Below are 13,704 nucleotides of genomic sequence, written 5' to 3'. Positions count from 1 at the left end.
GAATTATCCCTACCCGGCTTTCTGTCTGCAAAGACGAGAAAGACCGGGTAGGGTCAATTCCATGGTGGGCGTGGCAAGGATTGAACTTGCGACCCCTGCGATGTCAACACAGTGCTCTACCACTGAGCTACACGCCCGCCGGAGCGCTCCACTAGCCGCGCTTATCGCGGGGCGCAAGCGCTCAATTGAAGCTTGTTGCATTATCCATCTCGAACAGCCGATCGACCTCGGCCACCAGGTCGCGGAGATGGAAGGGTTTGGACAGCACGCGCGCCTGCGGCATCGTCTTGCCCGCCTTCAGCGTGACCGCCGCAAAGCCGGTGATGAACATGACGCGGAGGTTCTTGCAGAGCTCGCCAGCACGCTGTGCCAGCTCGATGCCGTCCATCTCCGGCATCACGATATCGGTCAGCAGCAGGTCGAACGTCTCGGTCTCGAGCAGCGGAATCGCCGCGGTGCCACGGTCGACCGCGGTCACCGCATACCCCGATCGCTGCAGGGCGCGGGTAAGATATTCGCGCATGACCTGATCATCCTCGGCCAGCAGGATTCGCAACATCGATATATTCCCGTGATTTAGCGGTCCGTTACTCCATAAGCAGTTAAGATTTCCAGATCGTTTGCCCGTTCATGCATTGCGCCCTACGCTTTTCCGCATGCAGTCTCCTTCGTTCACGCGCTTCGGCGACCTGCCGCCTGCCAGCCCGGTGGTGATGTCGGTACCGCATGCCGGTCGCGACTATCCGCCCGCATTGCGCGAGGCGTTGCGCGTCCCGTTCGACACCGTGGTGGCGCTCGAGGACCGTCATATCGACATCGTCGCCACCCGGGCGCGAACGGTCGAGACGATGATCGTGCAGACCCGGGCACGCGCCTGGATCGACCTGAACCGCAGCGAGGCCGAACGTGATCCGCGCGTGGACGAGGGGGCGAACCCGATGGCGCAGCCTCAACCCTCCGCCAAGCTGCGAAGCGGCCTCGGCCTGGTGCCGCGTCGGGCAGCCGCCGCGCCCGACCTCTGGCGGCGCCGGTTTACCGACGCGGACATCTCCAGCCGGATCGCCAACGACCACCGCCCCTATCATGACGCGGTGCACGACGCGCTGGCTGCAGCGCAGGCGCGGTTCGGGATCGCGATCCTCCTCGACGTCCATTCGATGCCGCCGCTCTCGGCGGCGGGCGTACCGGGCGGCAGCCCGCCCCGGATCGTCCTGGGGGACCGTTTCGGCCGCAGCGCCGATCCGCGCTTCCTAGCCTGCCTCGAGGCCGAGATCGCGGACACAGGCCTCCCCTTTGCCCGCAACGCGCCCTATGCCGGGGGGCATATCCTCGAACGGCATGCGCGTCCCACCGCAGGGATCCACGCGATTCAGCTCGAATTCGATCGATCGCTCTATCTGGATCGCCAGTTCGACGGCTTGGGCACCGGCGTGGATGCGACGGTGCGGCTGCTCAAGGCCCTTCTCACGACCATGACGAACGAGGCGCTGGCCATGGGCGCATCGGCCACTACCCGAGCCGCAGCCGCCGAATAAGGGCCAACGCCAGCGACACCAATTCCCCGCAGCGGGATCCCAGCTCGGCACATAAAAAAACCACCCCGTGCGCGAAGCACGAGGTGGCCAAGGTTCAGGGAGGAGGCACGCTAGAAGCGTGCCGTACGACGCCGCGAAAGGGGGGGACACGGTGCCGTACAGGTCTAAAATGGGCGAGCGGGATTTTGGTTCAACCCCGACGCGAAAAATTCTGCGCCGCAACGATCGTAGCCCGGGATCCCGGCGCGAGCGACCGGCATCCGGTGCGCCGACCGACCGCGCTGCGATCGGTCGGTGCGGACGGATCAGCCGCCGAGCTGCGGCAGCGGCGTCTTGCCGAGCTGAACCTGGCGCGCAAAGATGTCGCGCATCAGCGCGAGCGAGAACAGGTGGGCGTACAGCAGCGGCAGCATGCCCGACTTGCTGATCTTGCGCAGCGCATCGCCGCGCAGGTCGATCAGCTTCTCCTCGTTGACCATCTGGAACCCGCGATAGACGAAGGGCTGCTCGGCACCGTCGGGCTGGATCGAGACTTCGCCGTCCATCAGCAGGCCGAGTTCGCGCAGCTCCTTCATGAAGTTCTGCGTGCGCGCGCCGGCCTGTTCGAACGATTCATTGAACGCCAGGATCGACTTGGTGACCTCGGTCGGCGCGCCATCCGCGAACAGCGCGTCGCCCTCGTCGAACGCACCGAGCGCATCGGAGGTCGGATCGAAGCAGAGCGACAGCTCCTGCGCATCGGGATGCAGCCGCGCGAGCATGTACGGATAGCGGCGGATATAGGCGGGAACGTAGAAGGTGTTCTCGGTCAGCTTGCCGTCGTCGCCGATGAAGACGTTGACGCCCTCGTTGAGGCCCATCAGCGCCAGCGGGATCGCATCGTCGCCGACCGAGAAGACGATCGGCATGTGACGCTGCACCAGCGGGAATTCGTCGACGGTGATCGGGATCGCATGCTGGCCGACGAGGAACGGCGCGCTCTCCTGCGGGCGGACCTTGTAATCGGCGTGCGTGTCGCTCGAAAGCGGCTCCAGGCCGTTGTAGAAGAGCGGAAGCTGCGGTGCGCTGGCCATCATGTATCTCCAGTGTTTCGTCAGAGGATCTGGGCGGCAGGACGCCGGCGATTGGCGCGAGGCTCTATGGCGTGACGCCTGCCCGTGCAAGCGTGACGAGCTTGCCGGGGTTCAGCAGCCCGTGCGGATCGAATGCGGTCTTCACCGCGCGCAGGATCGTCAGCCGTGCGGGCGACGACAACCGCTCCAGCTCGCCAATCTTCATCTGGCCGATCCCGTGCTCTGCGGAGATCGATCCTCCGGCCGCGACGACCAGATCGTCGACGAAGCGCGTCACGACCGGCGCATCCTCGGCATACCAGCGCGAGGGATCGGTGCCCTGCGGGGCGCGGACGTGAAAATGGACATTGCCGTCGCCCAGATGGCCGAACCCGCTGGCATGCGTACCGGGAAACCGCGCGTTGCAGGCCCGCGCGGCATCGATCATGAAGCGCGGCATCGTCTCGACCGGGACCGAGATGTCATGCTGGGTGGCGGGGCCGAGCGCACGCTCGGCCGCGGACAGGGAATCACGGATCCGCCAGAATGCCGCGGCCTGCGCCTCGCTGGCGGCGATCACGGCATCCTGGGCCTGCCCTGCCTCCAGCGCGGCGCCCAGCAGGCGCTCGAGCAGCGCCGCGGGGGTCTCGCCGTCCATGGACGGTGCGGTTGCCTCGATCAGGACATGCCAGGCATGGTCGCCGTCGAGCGGGGGACGCGTCCCCGGGAGATGCGCGACCGCTGCCGCTAGCGTTTCACGCGGCAGGATCTCGAAGCTTTCGACACGGTCAGTCGCCGCCTGCAAGCGGCGGAGCAGCCGGAGCGCGCTGTCAGGTCCGGAGACCCCGACCCAGGCGACCGCGCGTGCGGCCACGGCTGGCACCAGCCGCAATGTGGCTGCGGTGACGATCGCCAGCGTTCCCTCGGATCCGACCAGCAGCTGATCGATGTCGTAGCCGCGATTATCCTTCTTCAGCGCGGACAGGCCGTCATGGACGCTGCCGTCGAGCAGCACCGCCTCGACCCCTGCGACCAGCCCGCGCATCGTCCCGAACCGCAGCACCTGCGTGCCGCCGGCATTGGTCGAGACCAGGCCGCCGATCGTCGCGCTGCCGCGGGCACCGAGCGTCAGCGGGAAGCGCTGGCCGACCGCCTGCGCAGCGTCGTCGAGATCGGCCAGGATAGCGCCTGCCTCCACCACCGCGAGGCCGGCCTCGGCATCGATCGACCGGATGCGGTTGAGACGGCGCAGCGACAGCAGGGCGGCACGGCCATCGGCGGGCGGCGTCGCCCCGCCGACCATCGACGTGTTGCCGCCCTGCGGTACCAACGGGACGCGGAACGCCAGCGCGGCCTGGGCGATCGCCGATACCTCGGCAACCGACGACGGAGCGAGCATCAGCGGGGCTGCACCGTGGAACCGGCCGCGCCAGTCCTCGAGCCAGGGGGCGATATCGGCGGCATCGGTAACGATGGACTTGCGCTCGAGTTGCGGGGCAAGCGCGTCGAGCATCTGGATCTGTTCGGGCGTCATGACTGCGCCGCTAAGCGCAATTCACCTCCCGTTCAACGATCGCGGTTAACGCTGCTTAGCGACATCATGATTCACCCTGCGCTTCCCGCCTCCCTCCTCGCCCTCACCGCCCCCCTCGCGGCCGTGGCGAACCCCGCCGCGCCGACGCGCGCGCGCGTCGAGATCACGCAGGTCTCGATCCACGAGCGCATCATCATCCGCGTCCCCCGCATGTTCAGGCGATCGGCCCAACCCGTCGGTAGCGCGCCCTTGTCAAAGCCGCGCGAGTGGAAGGAGCGCAAGGGGCCCAAATGCGTCGCCGTCGCGGAGATAGCAGGCGCCTTTCTCGGCCAGCCGGGCTCGGTCGATCTCGTCATGCAGGACGGCACGCGATTGCGCGCGAAGCTTGATGGCGACTGCAAACCACTCGACTATTATCCGGGCTTTTACCTGCGGCCGAGCGGTGACGGTCTGATATGTCGCGATCGCGACGCGATTCGCATGCGGTCCGGGGCGCGCTGCGAAATCGATGACTTCAAGACTCTGAAGCTCAAGCAATAGACAAGACGGCAGGGGTGATGTGCGACTTTCGTCGTGCCGCCACCCGCTTTCCTTGACATTTTGCTGGAAATCCGCGAGCGGCGGGGCGCTTGAGGGAATAATGCGCGCCCTCCTTTTCCCGGACATATAAATGAGCTTTGCCGATCTCGGCCTTTCCGAAGAACTCCTGAAGGCGGTCACTGACGCCGGCTATACCGAGCCGACGCCGATCCAGGCCGGCGCGATCCCTTCGGTTCTGATGATGCGTGACATCATCGGCATCGCCCAAACCGGCACCGGCAAGACCGCGTCGTTCGTGCTGCCGATGATCGACATTCTTGCCCATGGCCGCAGCCGCGCCAGGATGCCGCGCTCGCTGATCCTAGAGCCGACCCGTGAACTTGCCGCGCAGGTTGCCGAAAACTTCGAGAAATACGGCGTCAATTCGCATCTCTCGATGGCACTGCTCATTGGTGGCGTGTCGATGGGCGACCAGCTCGCCGCGCTCGAAAAGGGCGTCGACGTCCTGATCGCCACGCCGGGCCGGCTGATGGACCTGTTCGGCCGCGGCAAGATCATGCTCAACGGCTGTTCGCTGCTGGTCATCGACGAGGCGGACCGGATGCTCGACATGGGGTTCATCCCCGACATCGAAGAAATCTGCACCAAGCTGCCTAAGTCGCGCCAGACGCTGCTATTCTCGGCGACTATGCCGCCGCCGATCAAGAAGCTGGCGGACAAGTTTCTGTCGAACCCCAAGACGATCGAGGTCTCGCGCCCTGCATCGACCAATCTCAACATCAAGCAGTATCTGGTCCCCGTCGCCAGCCAGACCGCGAAGCGCGAGACACTGCGCCGGATCCTGGCGCAGGACGAGGTCACCAACGCGATCATCTTCTGCAATCGCAAGACGACCGTGCGCGACCTCAACAAGGTGTTGAAGCAGGCGGGTTACAAATCAGGCGAAATCCATGGCGACATGGAGCAGCCCCAGCGCCTCGCCGAATTGGACCTGTTCAAGAACGGTGTGGTGACGATCCTCGTCGCCTCGGACGTCGCTGCGCGTGGTCTGGACATCAAGGGCGTGTCGACCGTCTTCAACTATGACGCGCCCTGGCATCCAGACGATTATGTCCACCGGATCGGCCGTACGGGCCGTGCGGGTGCAACGGGCACAGCCTATACCTTCGTCGCACCCGATGATTCCGAAAATATCCAGAATATCGAAAAGCTGACGGGCCAGACGATCGAGCGGCTAAAGCTGTCCGAGCCGAGAGCGCTGGCTCCGGCGGCTACCGCGTCGTCCGATAGCAATGAAGAGCTGCCACCGCGGCGCGAGCGGTCGCGGACGCGGCGGGTGCCGCGTGCCGATGTCGTTGCCCATGCCGTCGAGGACGAAGTGATGGCAGCTGCCGAAATCGCAGCGCCCATGGACGCTGCCACGCCGAAACCATCGCGCTGGGCTCGGACGCCGATTGACGAACCGGTCCCTGCCGCACAGCCTGCGCTTCCCCGTGTTGCTCCGGCAATGCCCATCGCGCCGGTCGCGGAACGTCCTGCCGCGGCCCGGGTGCCGACAGTGCCGCCAGCACCGTCGACCGCCATGCCCGAGCAGGCACGCGAGCCAAAGGTCGATCCCGTGCGGGCGACCCGCCGCAGTACCGTGCCCGACGCGCCGGTTGACGGGTGGAACGGCCCCTTCCCCAGCTTCCTGAATGCCGTGATTGGCGGATACGAGTGATGCCGAGAGACTAACTTCAGGCTTGCCCACCATAGGAGCGATAGCGACACAAGCGCGCGCTCGCCGTTTTGATCGTCGATCCACGCGGCGATCGCCTTGGGAGTGCGGGGGCACGTGGCCGAGTTGACGAATGCCCGCGCGATGGGGCCACAGGCGCTGGCGGGTTAGCTCGCGTCCTAGGCCGCCTGATCGGGCATTCGACCTCCTAGCGCAACTTCATGACGCCATCTTGGCCATAGCGTCATCATCCAGCGCTGCTGCCCGCCGATGGGCCGCGCGTTCGGTCAGGCGGGCGGCATAGGCCTCGAATGCTGCAAGCTTCGGCATCGTGCCGAACTGTAATCCCCATATGACCTGTGCACCCACATAGACATCGGCTGCCGTGAAGCGTTCGCCCGCGATATAGCTATGCGCCGCAACGGCATGCTCAAGTCCGGCGATCGCGGCCTCGAAACTTCCATAACCGACCATCCGCTGCTGCGTCTCGGTCGGGACCACGCCGAGCGATCGGTTGGTAATCGCGGCCTCCAGAGGCCCGGCCGCGTAAAATAGCCATCGATAATAGTCGGCCCGCTCGTCGGCCGTCGGCGCCAATTGTGCCTCGGGCACGGCGTCGGCCAGATAGGCGCAGATCGCGCCGCATTCGGTAACGACGTGGCCGTCATGGACGATAGCCGGCACTTTGCCCATCGGATTGACCGAAAGATACGGCGCCGCCTTCATCGTTGTCGCATAATCGAGCATTACCGTATCGTAAGCGGCCCCGGTCTCCTCGAGCATCCAGCGAGCAATACGCCCCCGCGACATCGGATTCGAATACAGCGTCAACGTCATAGCCCGCCCCTCAAGAACATAGAGTGAACGATGGTCTCATGGCGATGCCATGCCGTCAAGATGCGATCGCGGATCGCACCCAGCGGGTTGTGCCGTCGAACGAAGCGGCGATGTGTCCTACGCCAGCGCCGTGGCGAACAGCGCGAGCATACGGCCCCACGCACGGTCCGCCTGCACCGGATTATAGACCTTGCTGTCGGGCGGGCACCATCCGTGCATCGTTTCCGGATAGACCTCGATTTCCGCCGGACGCTTTGCTGCCGCGAAGGCTGCCCGCAGGACATCCTTCTCGGTCGGCGCGCGCGCATCGTCGTTCGCCGCTATTGCGATCAGATAGCCGCCTTTTAATGCGGGGATCAGGCGGTGCGGGCTATCGGGTGTGTCGGTCACGAACCCACCGCCGTGAAACGTCGCCCCCGCACGAATGCGCCCCGAGACCGCAGCCGCAGTGCGGATCACCATCGGCCCACCCATGCAATAGCCGGTGGTCGCCAGACCACGCTTGTGATCCACCTGCGGTTGCGCATCCAGGAAGTCGGTGAAGGACTTGGCGTCACGGACCGTAGCCTCGGGCGTAAGCGCGTCACGAAAGGGTGCAATTCGCGCGCGGACGGCCGGCTGGTCGTAGGATTCACCGGGGCTAAGGAACGGTGCCTTGGTCGACCGATAGAATTGATTGACGACCAGGACGGCATAACCCGACTGCGCGAGCCCATCGGCCATCTGACGGAACGCCGGACGCAGGCCCATGATGTCTGGCCAGACAAGCACGCCCGGATAAGCCCCGGTGGCCGGCGCGACGAAATAGGCGTCAGCCTGACCATCGGGCGTCTTGATCGACACGTCGCGTCCGCTGATCGGCTTCGCATCGGCCGGCACGGGCAACAGCATCGCAAGGCCTGCGGCCCCGGTCATCACGCCGAACTGGCGCCGCGACATGGCGGCGAGATAGTGTTCGTTATCGTCTGCGGTATGCTCGTCGCACATGGGGCCTCTCCTGCCGGCTTTGATCCGATGCTAGCTCACGTTGCGCGCCACCACCACACGCCATCGACACTGTCCCGAACGGCGCGGCCCTCGACCTCGAGCCGACGCAGATGCGCGAGCGCTTCACCCGTCGCCATGCCGAGCAGATCGGGGCCGATTGCGCGCCGGAACAGCCGTCCGAAACACTCAACCGCACGACGCGGCTCGGCGAGAAAGGCAGCGAGTTCGTCGAGCCGTTCGCGGTGCTCACGATCCATCGCGCCAAGCCTGGTATGAAGACCAGTAAACGGATCGCCATGCCCCGGCAGGACCAGCAAATCTGCGGGCAATGTCTTGAGCCGGGCGATCGCGGCAAACCATTCGCCAAGCGGATCCGCATGCGGCTCGGTGATTCCCAAAGAGATATTCGGGCTGATACGGGGCAGAACCTGATCCCCGGCAATCAGGATGCCCGATGCTTCGTTGAGAAGGCATGCATGCTCTGGGCTGTGGCCCGACCCGATCACGACCTGCCAGTCATCGCGGCCTACCGTCAACACGTCACCGTCGGTGATCCGCGTGTAACCCAAGGGAAGCGGCGTGATGATCTTGCGGAATCCCGCCCACCCCTTCGCGCTGGCATGCGCGATCTGCGTACTGTCCCAGCCCGCACCGCGCCAGAATGCCAGCATTTCGGCAGGAACGGCATCCCGGGCATCAGCGGCCAGCATTCGTGCGGTCAGCCATTCGCCCCGGGTCATGACGAGGGCCGCGTCGTGCGCCTCGCACAGCCAACCAGCAAGGCCGATATGATCAGGATGAAAATGCGTGCCGATCACGCGGGTGATGCGGACGCCCGACTTCGGCCCTGCCAAGATTGCGGTCCACGCGTCGCGCGCTTCCGGCGTATTCATGCCCGTATCGACGAGCGCGTCGCCGTCGCCATCGGCGAGCATCCAGCAGTTCACGTGACGCAGCGGACCGGGAATTTTGAGGCGTACCCAGTCAACGCCGGGAGCGATGCGAAATACGTTACCGGGTTCGGGCTCGCGGTGGCCCAAGGGGTAGACCAGCCCCTTGTGTGTTAGCGGTTCATCCTGTGGAGCCGGCAGCGACGTCATGTGTCGCAGGTAGCAACCGCAAGGCGCCAGAGATAGTCCCCGGGCCGACACGCGCATCAGCCATGCCGCGTGCCCTCAACGCCCTGTGCCGCCGGCCATCCCCGCGCCGTCAGGACCGCAAACCTATTCGATAGCCCGTACCGCCCCCGCACCGCGCCACGCGGGGAACGGGAACGTTCAGCGCTTGAAGGGGTCGTCGAACAGCGGCTTGACCGGCAGGACACCGCCCTCTGCGACGAACTGCGCGTCCGCCGCTGCCTGCGTACGCTCGTTACGAAGCTGCTCGAGCAGCGCCTCACGATCGCCCTCGAGACGCGTGTCGGTCGGTGCTTCCATACCCGCCGCCTTGGCGGCCTTGGCAACCGCGGCGTCAAGCTCGCGCTGCGACGTCAGGCCGAGCGTGACCGGGTCCTTTGGCGTGATGTTGGCGATGTTCCAGTGGCTACGGTCACGGATCGCAGCGATCGTCGTGCGCGTCGTGCCGATCAGCAGCGAGATTGCGCCATCGGTGATCTCGGGATGATTACGGATAATCCAGGCAATGCCATCGGGCTTGTCCTGGCGCTTGGACACCGGCGTGTAACGCGGGCCCTTGGTCCGGCGGACCTGCTCGGGACCCTTGATCATCTTGAGCTGATAATCGGGATCGGCCGCGCCCTTGTCGATCTCGTCCTGCGTGACCTCATGCGCGCGGACGGGATCGCGCCCCGTCAGCTTGGTCGACGTGGTGTCGTCGGCGATCGCCTGGATCTCGAGAATGTGCAGACCGCAAAAATCTGCGATCTGTTCGAAACTGAGCGCAGTGTTGTCGACCATCCAGGCGGCGGTCGCATGGGGCATGAGCGGCTGGGCCACGGCGGAAACTCCGTAAAAATAGAAAGGGCCGCCCCTTTCGGAGCGGCCTGACATGACACATGACTTAGTGCGCCCATGACTAACAGGCAAGCGCGCGATCGTCGCGTCGCATCATGCCGCCATGCGCGGTCGATCGAGTGGACGGGCAAGCGGAACAAGGGCACGCAGAAACTGGCGCGCACTTGCGGGCCAGCTGTACCGGGCAGCATAGGCGGCGCAGGCAACGGGATCGCGGGTCAGTGCCGCCGCGATCGCTTCGTCGAGATCTTCATGCATCACGCCAACGCGCGGGTCGAGTACGTCGATCGGGCCCGCGACGGGATAGGCTGCAACGGGAGTCCCGCACGCCAGCGCTTCGATCATGACCAGCCCGAACGTATCGGTGCGGCTCGGAAAGACGAGGACGTCCGCAGTCCGATAGGCGGCCGCCAGCCCTTGCCCGTCGCGCTGACCGAGAAACACGGCATCGGGGAAGCGACGTGCAAGCGCGGCGCGCGCGGGTCCGTCGCCGACCACCACCTTCGTTCCCCGATGCGCGGACGACAGGAAGGCCTCGACATTCTTCTCGACAGCGACGCGCCCGACATAGAGCAGGATCGGCCCGGGCAGCGCCGCCATCTCCGGATCACGGGCGCCGTCCAGCCCGAATTGTGCAAAATCGACGCCTCGCCCCCATTCGCGAACCTGATGCAGCCCCTGTGCAGTAAGTGTTGCCGCTACGGAGGGCGTGGAGACCAGGATCGACTCGGCGGGACGATGGAACCAGCGAATATAGCGCCATATCCAGGCGGGGTTCGCGCCCGTCCGTGCCGCGATGTAATCGGGAAACTGGGTATGATAGGCGGTCGTGAACGGCAGATCTCGGGCCAGGCACCAGGTTCGTGCAGCGAGGCAGACTGGACCTTCCGTCGCGAGGTGTATCGCATCGGCACCAAAGCTTTCGAGCAATCGTCCGACTGCGCCCGACCGTGCAAAGGCCAGCCGAATCTCGGGATAGGTCGGACACGGCATCGAGGCGAACTGCGCGGGGGATATGATCAGCACTTGATGTCCCGTCGCTTCGAGTTCCCGCCGGACGGACTGCAAGGTACGAACCACGCCGTTGACTTGCGGGCTCCAGGCATCGGTGACGATCGCGATACGCATCGGGGTCTCCTTGGGTAACCGCGGCATGAGCCGAATTGACGTGGGTCAGGCGGCCAGCGTGACGATGTTGTCGACCTCACGAGCGGCGATTTCGTCTGCCCAGTGAAGCAGTTCCATTCGCCCGTCGAAATGCTCGACAAGCGCCGTGCAGCCTTCGACCCAGTCGCCGTCGTTATAATAGGCAACGCCGGCGATATCGCGCATTTCCGCGGTATGAATGTGTCCGCACACAACGCCGTCGACCCCTCGCACGCCGGCCGCGTGCGCAACGACTTCTTCAAAATGCGATATGAAGGCGACCGCGTTCTTGACCTTGGCCTTGGCATGCTTCGAGAGCGACCAATAGGGCATGCCGAGGCGTCGCCGCGCGCCGTTCACCCACCGGTTGAGCCCCATGAGCAATGTGTACGCAGCATCCCCGATATGCGCGACCCAGCGATGCGCCAGCGTGATGGCGTCGAACTCGTCGCCATGCAGAACCAGCAGGCGGCGGCCGTCGGCGGTCTCGTGGATCGCCTTGCGCCGGATCGAGATCCCACCGAAGTCGAGCCCCGAATATTGCCGGAACACCTCGTCATGGTTGCCCGGAATATACACGACCCGCGTACCGCGCTTCGCGCGCTTGAGCAGCCGCCACAGCACGTCGTTATGCGCCGCCGGCCAGTAGAACTTTTTCTTCAATCGCCAGCCGTCGATCATGTCGCCGACCAGGAACATCGTGTCGCTGTCGACATGGTCGAGAAAGTCGTTGAGCATTGCCGCGTTGCAGCCACGCGTGCCGAGATGGACGTCGGAAATCCAGATCGTGCGATATTGCCGCCGGTCGACCACGCGTTCGGGCACGACGGGTCGCGAATGAATGAAGTCCGCGATGTCCGCCACATCGGCGATCGGCAACGCGTCGGTTGGAAACTTGACGGTGTCCATCGGCCTGCCCCGCAAATCTGTTCCTTGCGGTCCTGTCTAGCGGCGCAATATGACATGGCAGTCGCAGTCCGGTGACTGTTCTAAGTCATCGGACGACGTGCAGCCTTCGTCACGAGCAGCAGAGACGGCTCGATGGCAGCCCGGTTCGGCGTGCCCGCGTCACGTCATGGACAGCACGATTTTCCCGACGTGATCACCCGCTTCCATCCGCGCATGCGCCGCCGGGGCGTCGGCAAAGGCAAAAACGCGATCGATCACTGGCTTGAGCTTGCCAGCCTCGACATGCGGCCAGACCGTTCGCGCCAGCTCGTCGGCCACGAGCGACTTGAATGCGGTATCACGCGGGCGCAGCGTCGATCCCGTCAAGGTCAGACGACGGCGCATGATCTCGAACAGCGGCACCGTCGCATTCGCCCCACCCTGAACCGCGATCGACACGTGCCGCCCGTCTTCGGCCAGACATTGCAGATTACGCGCGACATAGTCGCCGCCCACCATATCGAGTACTGCCGCAACACCCTTGCCGCCGGTGATCTGCTTGACCCGTTCGACGAAGTCCTCGGTCTTGTAGTCGATCGCGTGCGTCGCGCCGAGGCTGAGCGCGGCTTCGCATTTCGCCTTCGAGCCCGCGGTGACGATGATGTCTATCCCGAAGATGGCACACAAGCCGATCGCCATCGTGCCGATCCCGCTCGTGCCGCCATGGACGAGCACCGTATCACCTTCAGTCGCATAGGCACGCTCGAACAGGTTGGTCCACACCGTGAACAGCGTCTCGGGCATCGCCGCGGCTTCGACCATCGTCAGCGCTTCGGGCACGGAGAGGCACTGGCCGAACGGGGCAACCGCATATTCGGCATAGGCACCGCCGGTGATCAGCGCACAAATCCGCTGCCCGATCTGCTCCTCGCCGACCCCGTCACCGACCGCGACGATCGTCCCGGCAATTTCCATGCCCAAGATCGACGGGGCACCGGGCGGCGGCGGATATTTACCCTGCCGTTGCATCACCTCGGGACGATTGACGCCCGCCGCCGCGACCTTGACGAGGACCTCGCCGGCTCCGGGATGCGGCACGGCGCGCTCCACAAGGACGAGCACTTCGGGGCCTCCCGGGGCTTCGGGATCGATTGCCTTCATGACGTCAGGGACGATGTAACGCGGAGTCGCGGTTTTTGCAGTCATGTGATCGAGACGCCCCATTGGATTTCCGTGCCTTATTGACATCACTCCGGTGCGGGTCAACGTTACAGGCGCAATGGATCCGGATGACGCCCCCTCTCGTCCCGACGATTTCCTTGATGCGCTCGTGCGTCAGGACATCGACTCGCTCTCGGTCGCCGAGCTTGATGCGCGGATCACCGTGCTGCAAGGCGAGATTGCGCGCTGCCAGTTGAAAAAAGATCGAGCGATCAGCCACCGCGCAAGCGCCGACGACCTATTTAGACGGTGATGTCCTCGACCTCGTCTCGGC

14 protein-coding genes and 1 tRNA gene are annotated in these 13,704 nt (G+C 64.9%); 4 read left to right on the top strand and 11 right to left on the bottom strand.

The features are described from left to right. Window positions 1-62: 62 nt before the first annotated feature. Together IFS44_RS16735 and cpdR are read right to left on the bottom strand one after the other, a co-directional pair. Window positions 63-137: transfer RNA gene (locus IFS44_RS16735), tRNA-Val, on the bottom strand. A gap of 44 nt (window positions 138-181) precedes the next feature. Continuing rightward, window positions 182-559, bottom strand: a complete 378-nt coding sequence (gene cpdR, locus IFS44_RS16730; protein ID WP_031394969.1) for a cell cycle two-component system response regulator CpdR — start codon at window positions 557-559, stop codon at window positions 182-184. Window positions 560-656: 97 nt separating this feature from the next. Between cpdR and IFS44_RS16725 the strand changes: the two genes are divergently transcribed. Beyond that, a complete protein-coding gene (locus tag IFS44_RS16725) occupies window positions 657-1,535 on the top strand; it encodes an N-formylglutamate amidohydrolase (RefSeq protein ID WP_192099304.1) in 879 nt (292 codons plus the stop codon). Window positions 1,536-1,840: 305 nt separating this feature from the next. Here the strand turns inward: IFS44_RS16725 and IFS44_RS16720 are convergent, their stop codons facing one another. Then, window positions 1,841-2,608 (bottom strand): SapC family protein, encoded by a 768-nt coding sequence (locus IFS44_RS16720; protein ID WP_031394972.1) that lies wholly within the window; start codon window positions 2,606-2,608, stop codon window positions 1,841-1,843. A 64-nt stretch (window positions 2,609-2,672) separates the two neighbouring features. Further along, complete coding sequence (locus IFS44_RS16715) at window positions 2,673-4,121, bottom strand: FAD-binding oxidoreductase (RefSeq protein ID WP_192099303.1); 1,449 nt, start codon at window positions 4,119-4,121, stop codon at window positions 2,673-2,675. Between the two features lie 66 nt (window positions 4,122-4,187). On the opposite strand from IFS44_RS16715, the gene IFS44_RS16710 reads away from it, so the two are divergent. Continuing rightward, window positions 4,188-4,661: a hypothetical protein gene (locus IFS44_RS16710; RefSeq protein ID WP_031439984.1), complete on the top strand. Its 474-nt coding sequence runs from the start codon at window positions 4,188-4,190 to the stop codon at window positions 4,659-4,661. 130 nt (window positions 4,662-4,791) lie between these two features. After that, window positions 4,792-6,381, top strand: a complete 1,590-nt coding sequence (locus IFS44_RS16705; RefSeq protein ID WP_192099302.1) for a DEAD/DEAH box helicase — start codon at window positions 4,792-4,794, stop codon at window positions 6,379-6,381. 216 nt (window positions 6,382-6,597) lie between these two features. Here IFS44_RS16705 and IFS44_RS16700 read toward each other — a convergent pair whose 3' ends face one another. The 7 genes from IFS44_RS16700 to IFS44_RS16670 all read right to left on the bottom strand — a co-directional run bounded on the left by IFS44_RS16700 (window position 6,598) and on the right by IFS44_RS16670 (window position 13,370). Then, window positions 6,598-7,215 (bottom strand): glutathione S-transferase family protein, encoded by a 618-nt coding sequence (locus IFS44_RS16700; protein ID WP_192069811.1) that lies wholly within the window; start codon window positions 7,213-7,215, stop codon window positions 6,598-6,600. 117 nt (window positions 7,216-7,332) lie between these two features. Further along, entirely contained in the window at window positions 7,333-8,202 is an 870-nt protein-coding gene (locus tag IFS44_RS16695; RefSeq protein WP_192099301.1) for a dienelactone hydrolase family protein, read from the bottom strand. A gap of 35 nt (window positions 8,203-8,237) precedes the next feature. Beyond that, the gene (locus tag IFS44_RS16690) at window positions 8,238-9,302 is read right to left on the bottom strand and encodes an MBL fold metallo-hydrolase (protein WP_192099345.1); all 1,065 of its coding nucleotides are present in this window, start codon (window positions 9,300-9,302) and stop codon (window positions 8,238-8,240) included. A gap of 177 nt (window positions 9,303-9,479) precedes the next feature. Then, the gene (locus IFS44_RS16685; RefSeq protein ID WP_081874195.1) at window positions 9,480-10,157 is read right to left on the bottom strand and encodes a DUF1013 domain-containing protein; all 678 of its coding nucleotides are present in this window, start codon (window positions 10,155-10,157) and stop codon (window positions 9,480-9,482) included. Between the two features lie 111 nt (window positions 10,158-10,268). Then, window positions 10,269-11,303: a glycosyltransferase family 4 protein gene (locus tag IFS44_RS16680; RefSeq protein WP_159511756.1), complete on the bottom strand. Its 1,035-nt coding sequence runs from the start codon at window positions 11,301-11,303 to the stop codon at window positions 10,269-10,271. Between the two features lie 45 nt (window positions 11,304-11,348). After that, window positions 11,349-12,230, bottom strand: a complete 882-nt coding sequence (locus IFS44_RS16675) for a UDP-2,3-diacylglucosamine diphosphatase (RefSeq protein ID WP_192099300.1) — start codon at window positions 12,228-12,230, stop codon at window positions 11,349-11,351. Window positions 12,231-12,389: 159 nt separating this feature from the next. Next, window positions 12,390-13,370, bottom strand: a complete 981-nt coding sequence (locus tag IFS44_RS16670; protein WP_056680804.1) for an NAD(P)H-quinone oxidoreductase — start codon at window positions 13,368-13,370, stop codon at window positions 12,390-12,392. A gap of 118 nt (window positions 13,371-13,488) precedes the next feature. On the opposite strand from IFS44_RS16670, the gene IFS44_RS16665 reads away from it, so the two are divergent. Next, on the top strand, window positions 13,489-13,683 hold the full coding sequence (locus tag IFS44_RS16665) for a DUF1192 domain-containing protein (protein ID WP_031394982.1): 195 nt from the start codon (window positions 13,489-13,491) through the stop codon (window positions 13,681-13,683). The last annotated feature ends 21 nt before the right edge of the window (window positions 13,684-13,704 follow it).

It is taken from the genome of Sphingomonas sp. CFBP 13706, from assembly GCF_014842355.1.
In the GTDB taxonomy this organism is placed as follows: Bacteria; Pseudomonadota; Alphaproteobacteria; order Sphingomonadales; family Sphingomonadaceae; genus Sphingomonas; species Sphingomonas aerolata.
This window is presented reverse-complemented; position numbering and strand designations above follow the sequence as displayed.

What these genes read in the sequence shown, in the direction of transcription:
- cpdR (WP_031394969.1), bottom strand. Translation starts at nt 559, where the DNA reads ATGTTGCGAATCCTGCTGGCCGAGGATGATCAGGTCATGCGCGAATAT.
- IFS44_RS16725 (WP_192099304.1), top strand. Translation starts at nt 657, where the DNA reads ATGCAGTCTCCTTCGTTCACGCGCTTCGGCGACCTGCCGCCTGCCAGC.
- IFS44_RS16720 (WP_031394972.1), bottom strand. Translation starts at nt 2,608, where the DNA reads ATGGCCAGCGCACCGCAGCTTCCGCTCTTCTACAACGGCCTGGAGCCG.
- IFS44_RS16715 (WP_192099303.1), bottom strand. Translation starts at nt 4,121, where the DNA reads ATGACGCCCGAACAGATCCAGATGCTCGACGCGCTTGCCCCGCAACTC.
- IFS44_RS16710 (WP_031439984.1), top strand. Translation starts at nt 4,188, where the DNA reads ATGATTCACCCTGCGCTTCCCGCCTCCCTCCTCGCCCTCACCGCCCCC.
- IFS44_RS16705 (WP_192099302.1), top strand. Translation starts at nt 4,792, where the DNA reads ATGAGCTTTGCCGATCTCGGCCTTTCCGAAGAACTCCTGAAGGCGGTC.
- IFS44_RS16700 (WP_192069811.1), bottom strand. Translation starts at nt 7,215, where the DNA reads ATGACGTTGACGCTGTATTCGAATCCGATGTCGCGGGGGCGTATTGCT.
- IFS44_RS16695 (WP_192099301.1), bottom strand. Translation starts at nt 8,202, where the DNA reads ATGTGCGACGAGCATACCGCAGACGATAACGAACACTATCTCGCCGCC.
- IFS44_RS16690 (WP_192099345.1), bottom strand. Translation starts at nt 9,302, where the DNA reads ATGACGTCGCTGCCGGCTCCACAGGATGAACCGCTAACACACAAGGGG.
- IFS44_RS16680 (WP_159511756.1), bottom strand. Translation starts at nt 11,303, where the DNA reads ATGCGTATCGCGATCGTCACCGATGCCTGGAGCCCGCAAGTCAACGGC.
- IFS44_RS16675 (WP_192099300.1), bottom strand. Translation starts at nt 12,230, where the DNA reads ATGGACACCGTCAAGTTTCCAACCGACGCGTTGCCGATCGCCGATGTG.
- IFS44_RS16670 (WP_056680804.1), bottom strand. Translation starts at nt 13,370, where the DNA reads ATGAAGGCAATCGATCCCGAAGCCCCGGGAGGCCCCGAAGTGCTCGTC.
- IFS44_RS16665 (WP_031394982.1), top strand. Translation starts at nt 13,489, where the DNA reads ATGGATCCGGATGACGCCCCCTCTCGTCCCGACGATTTCCTTGATGCG.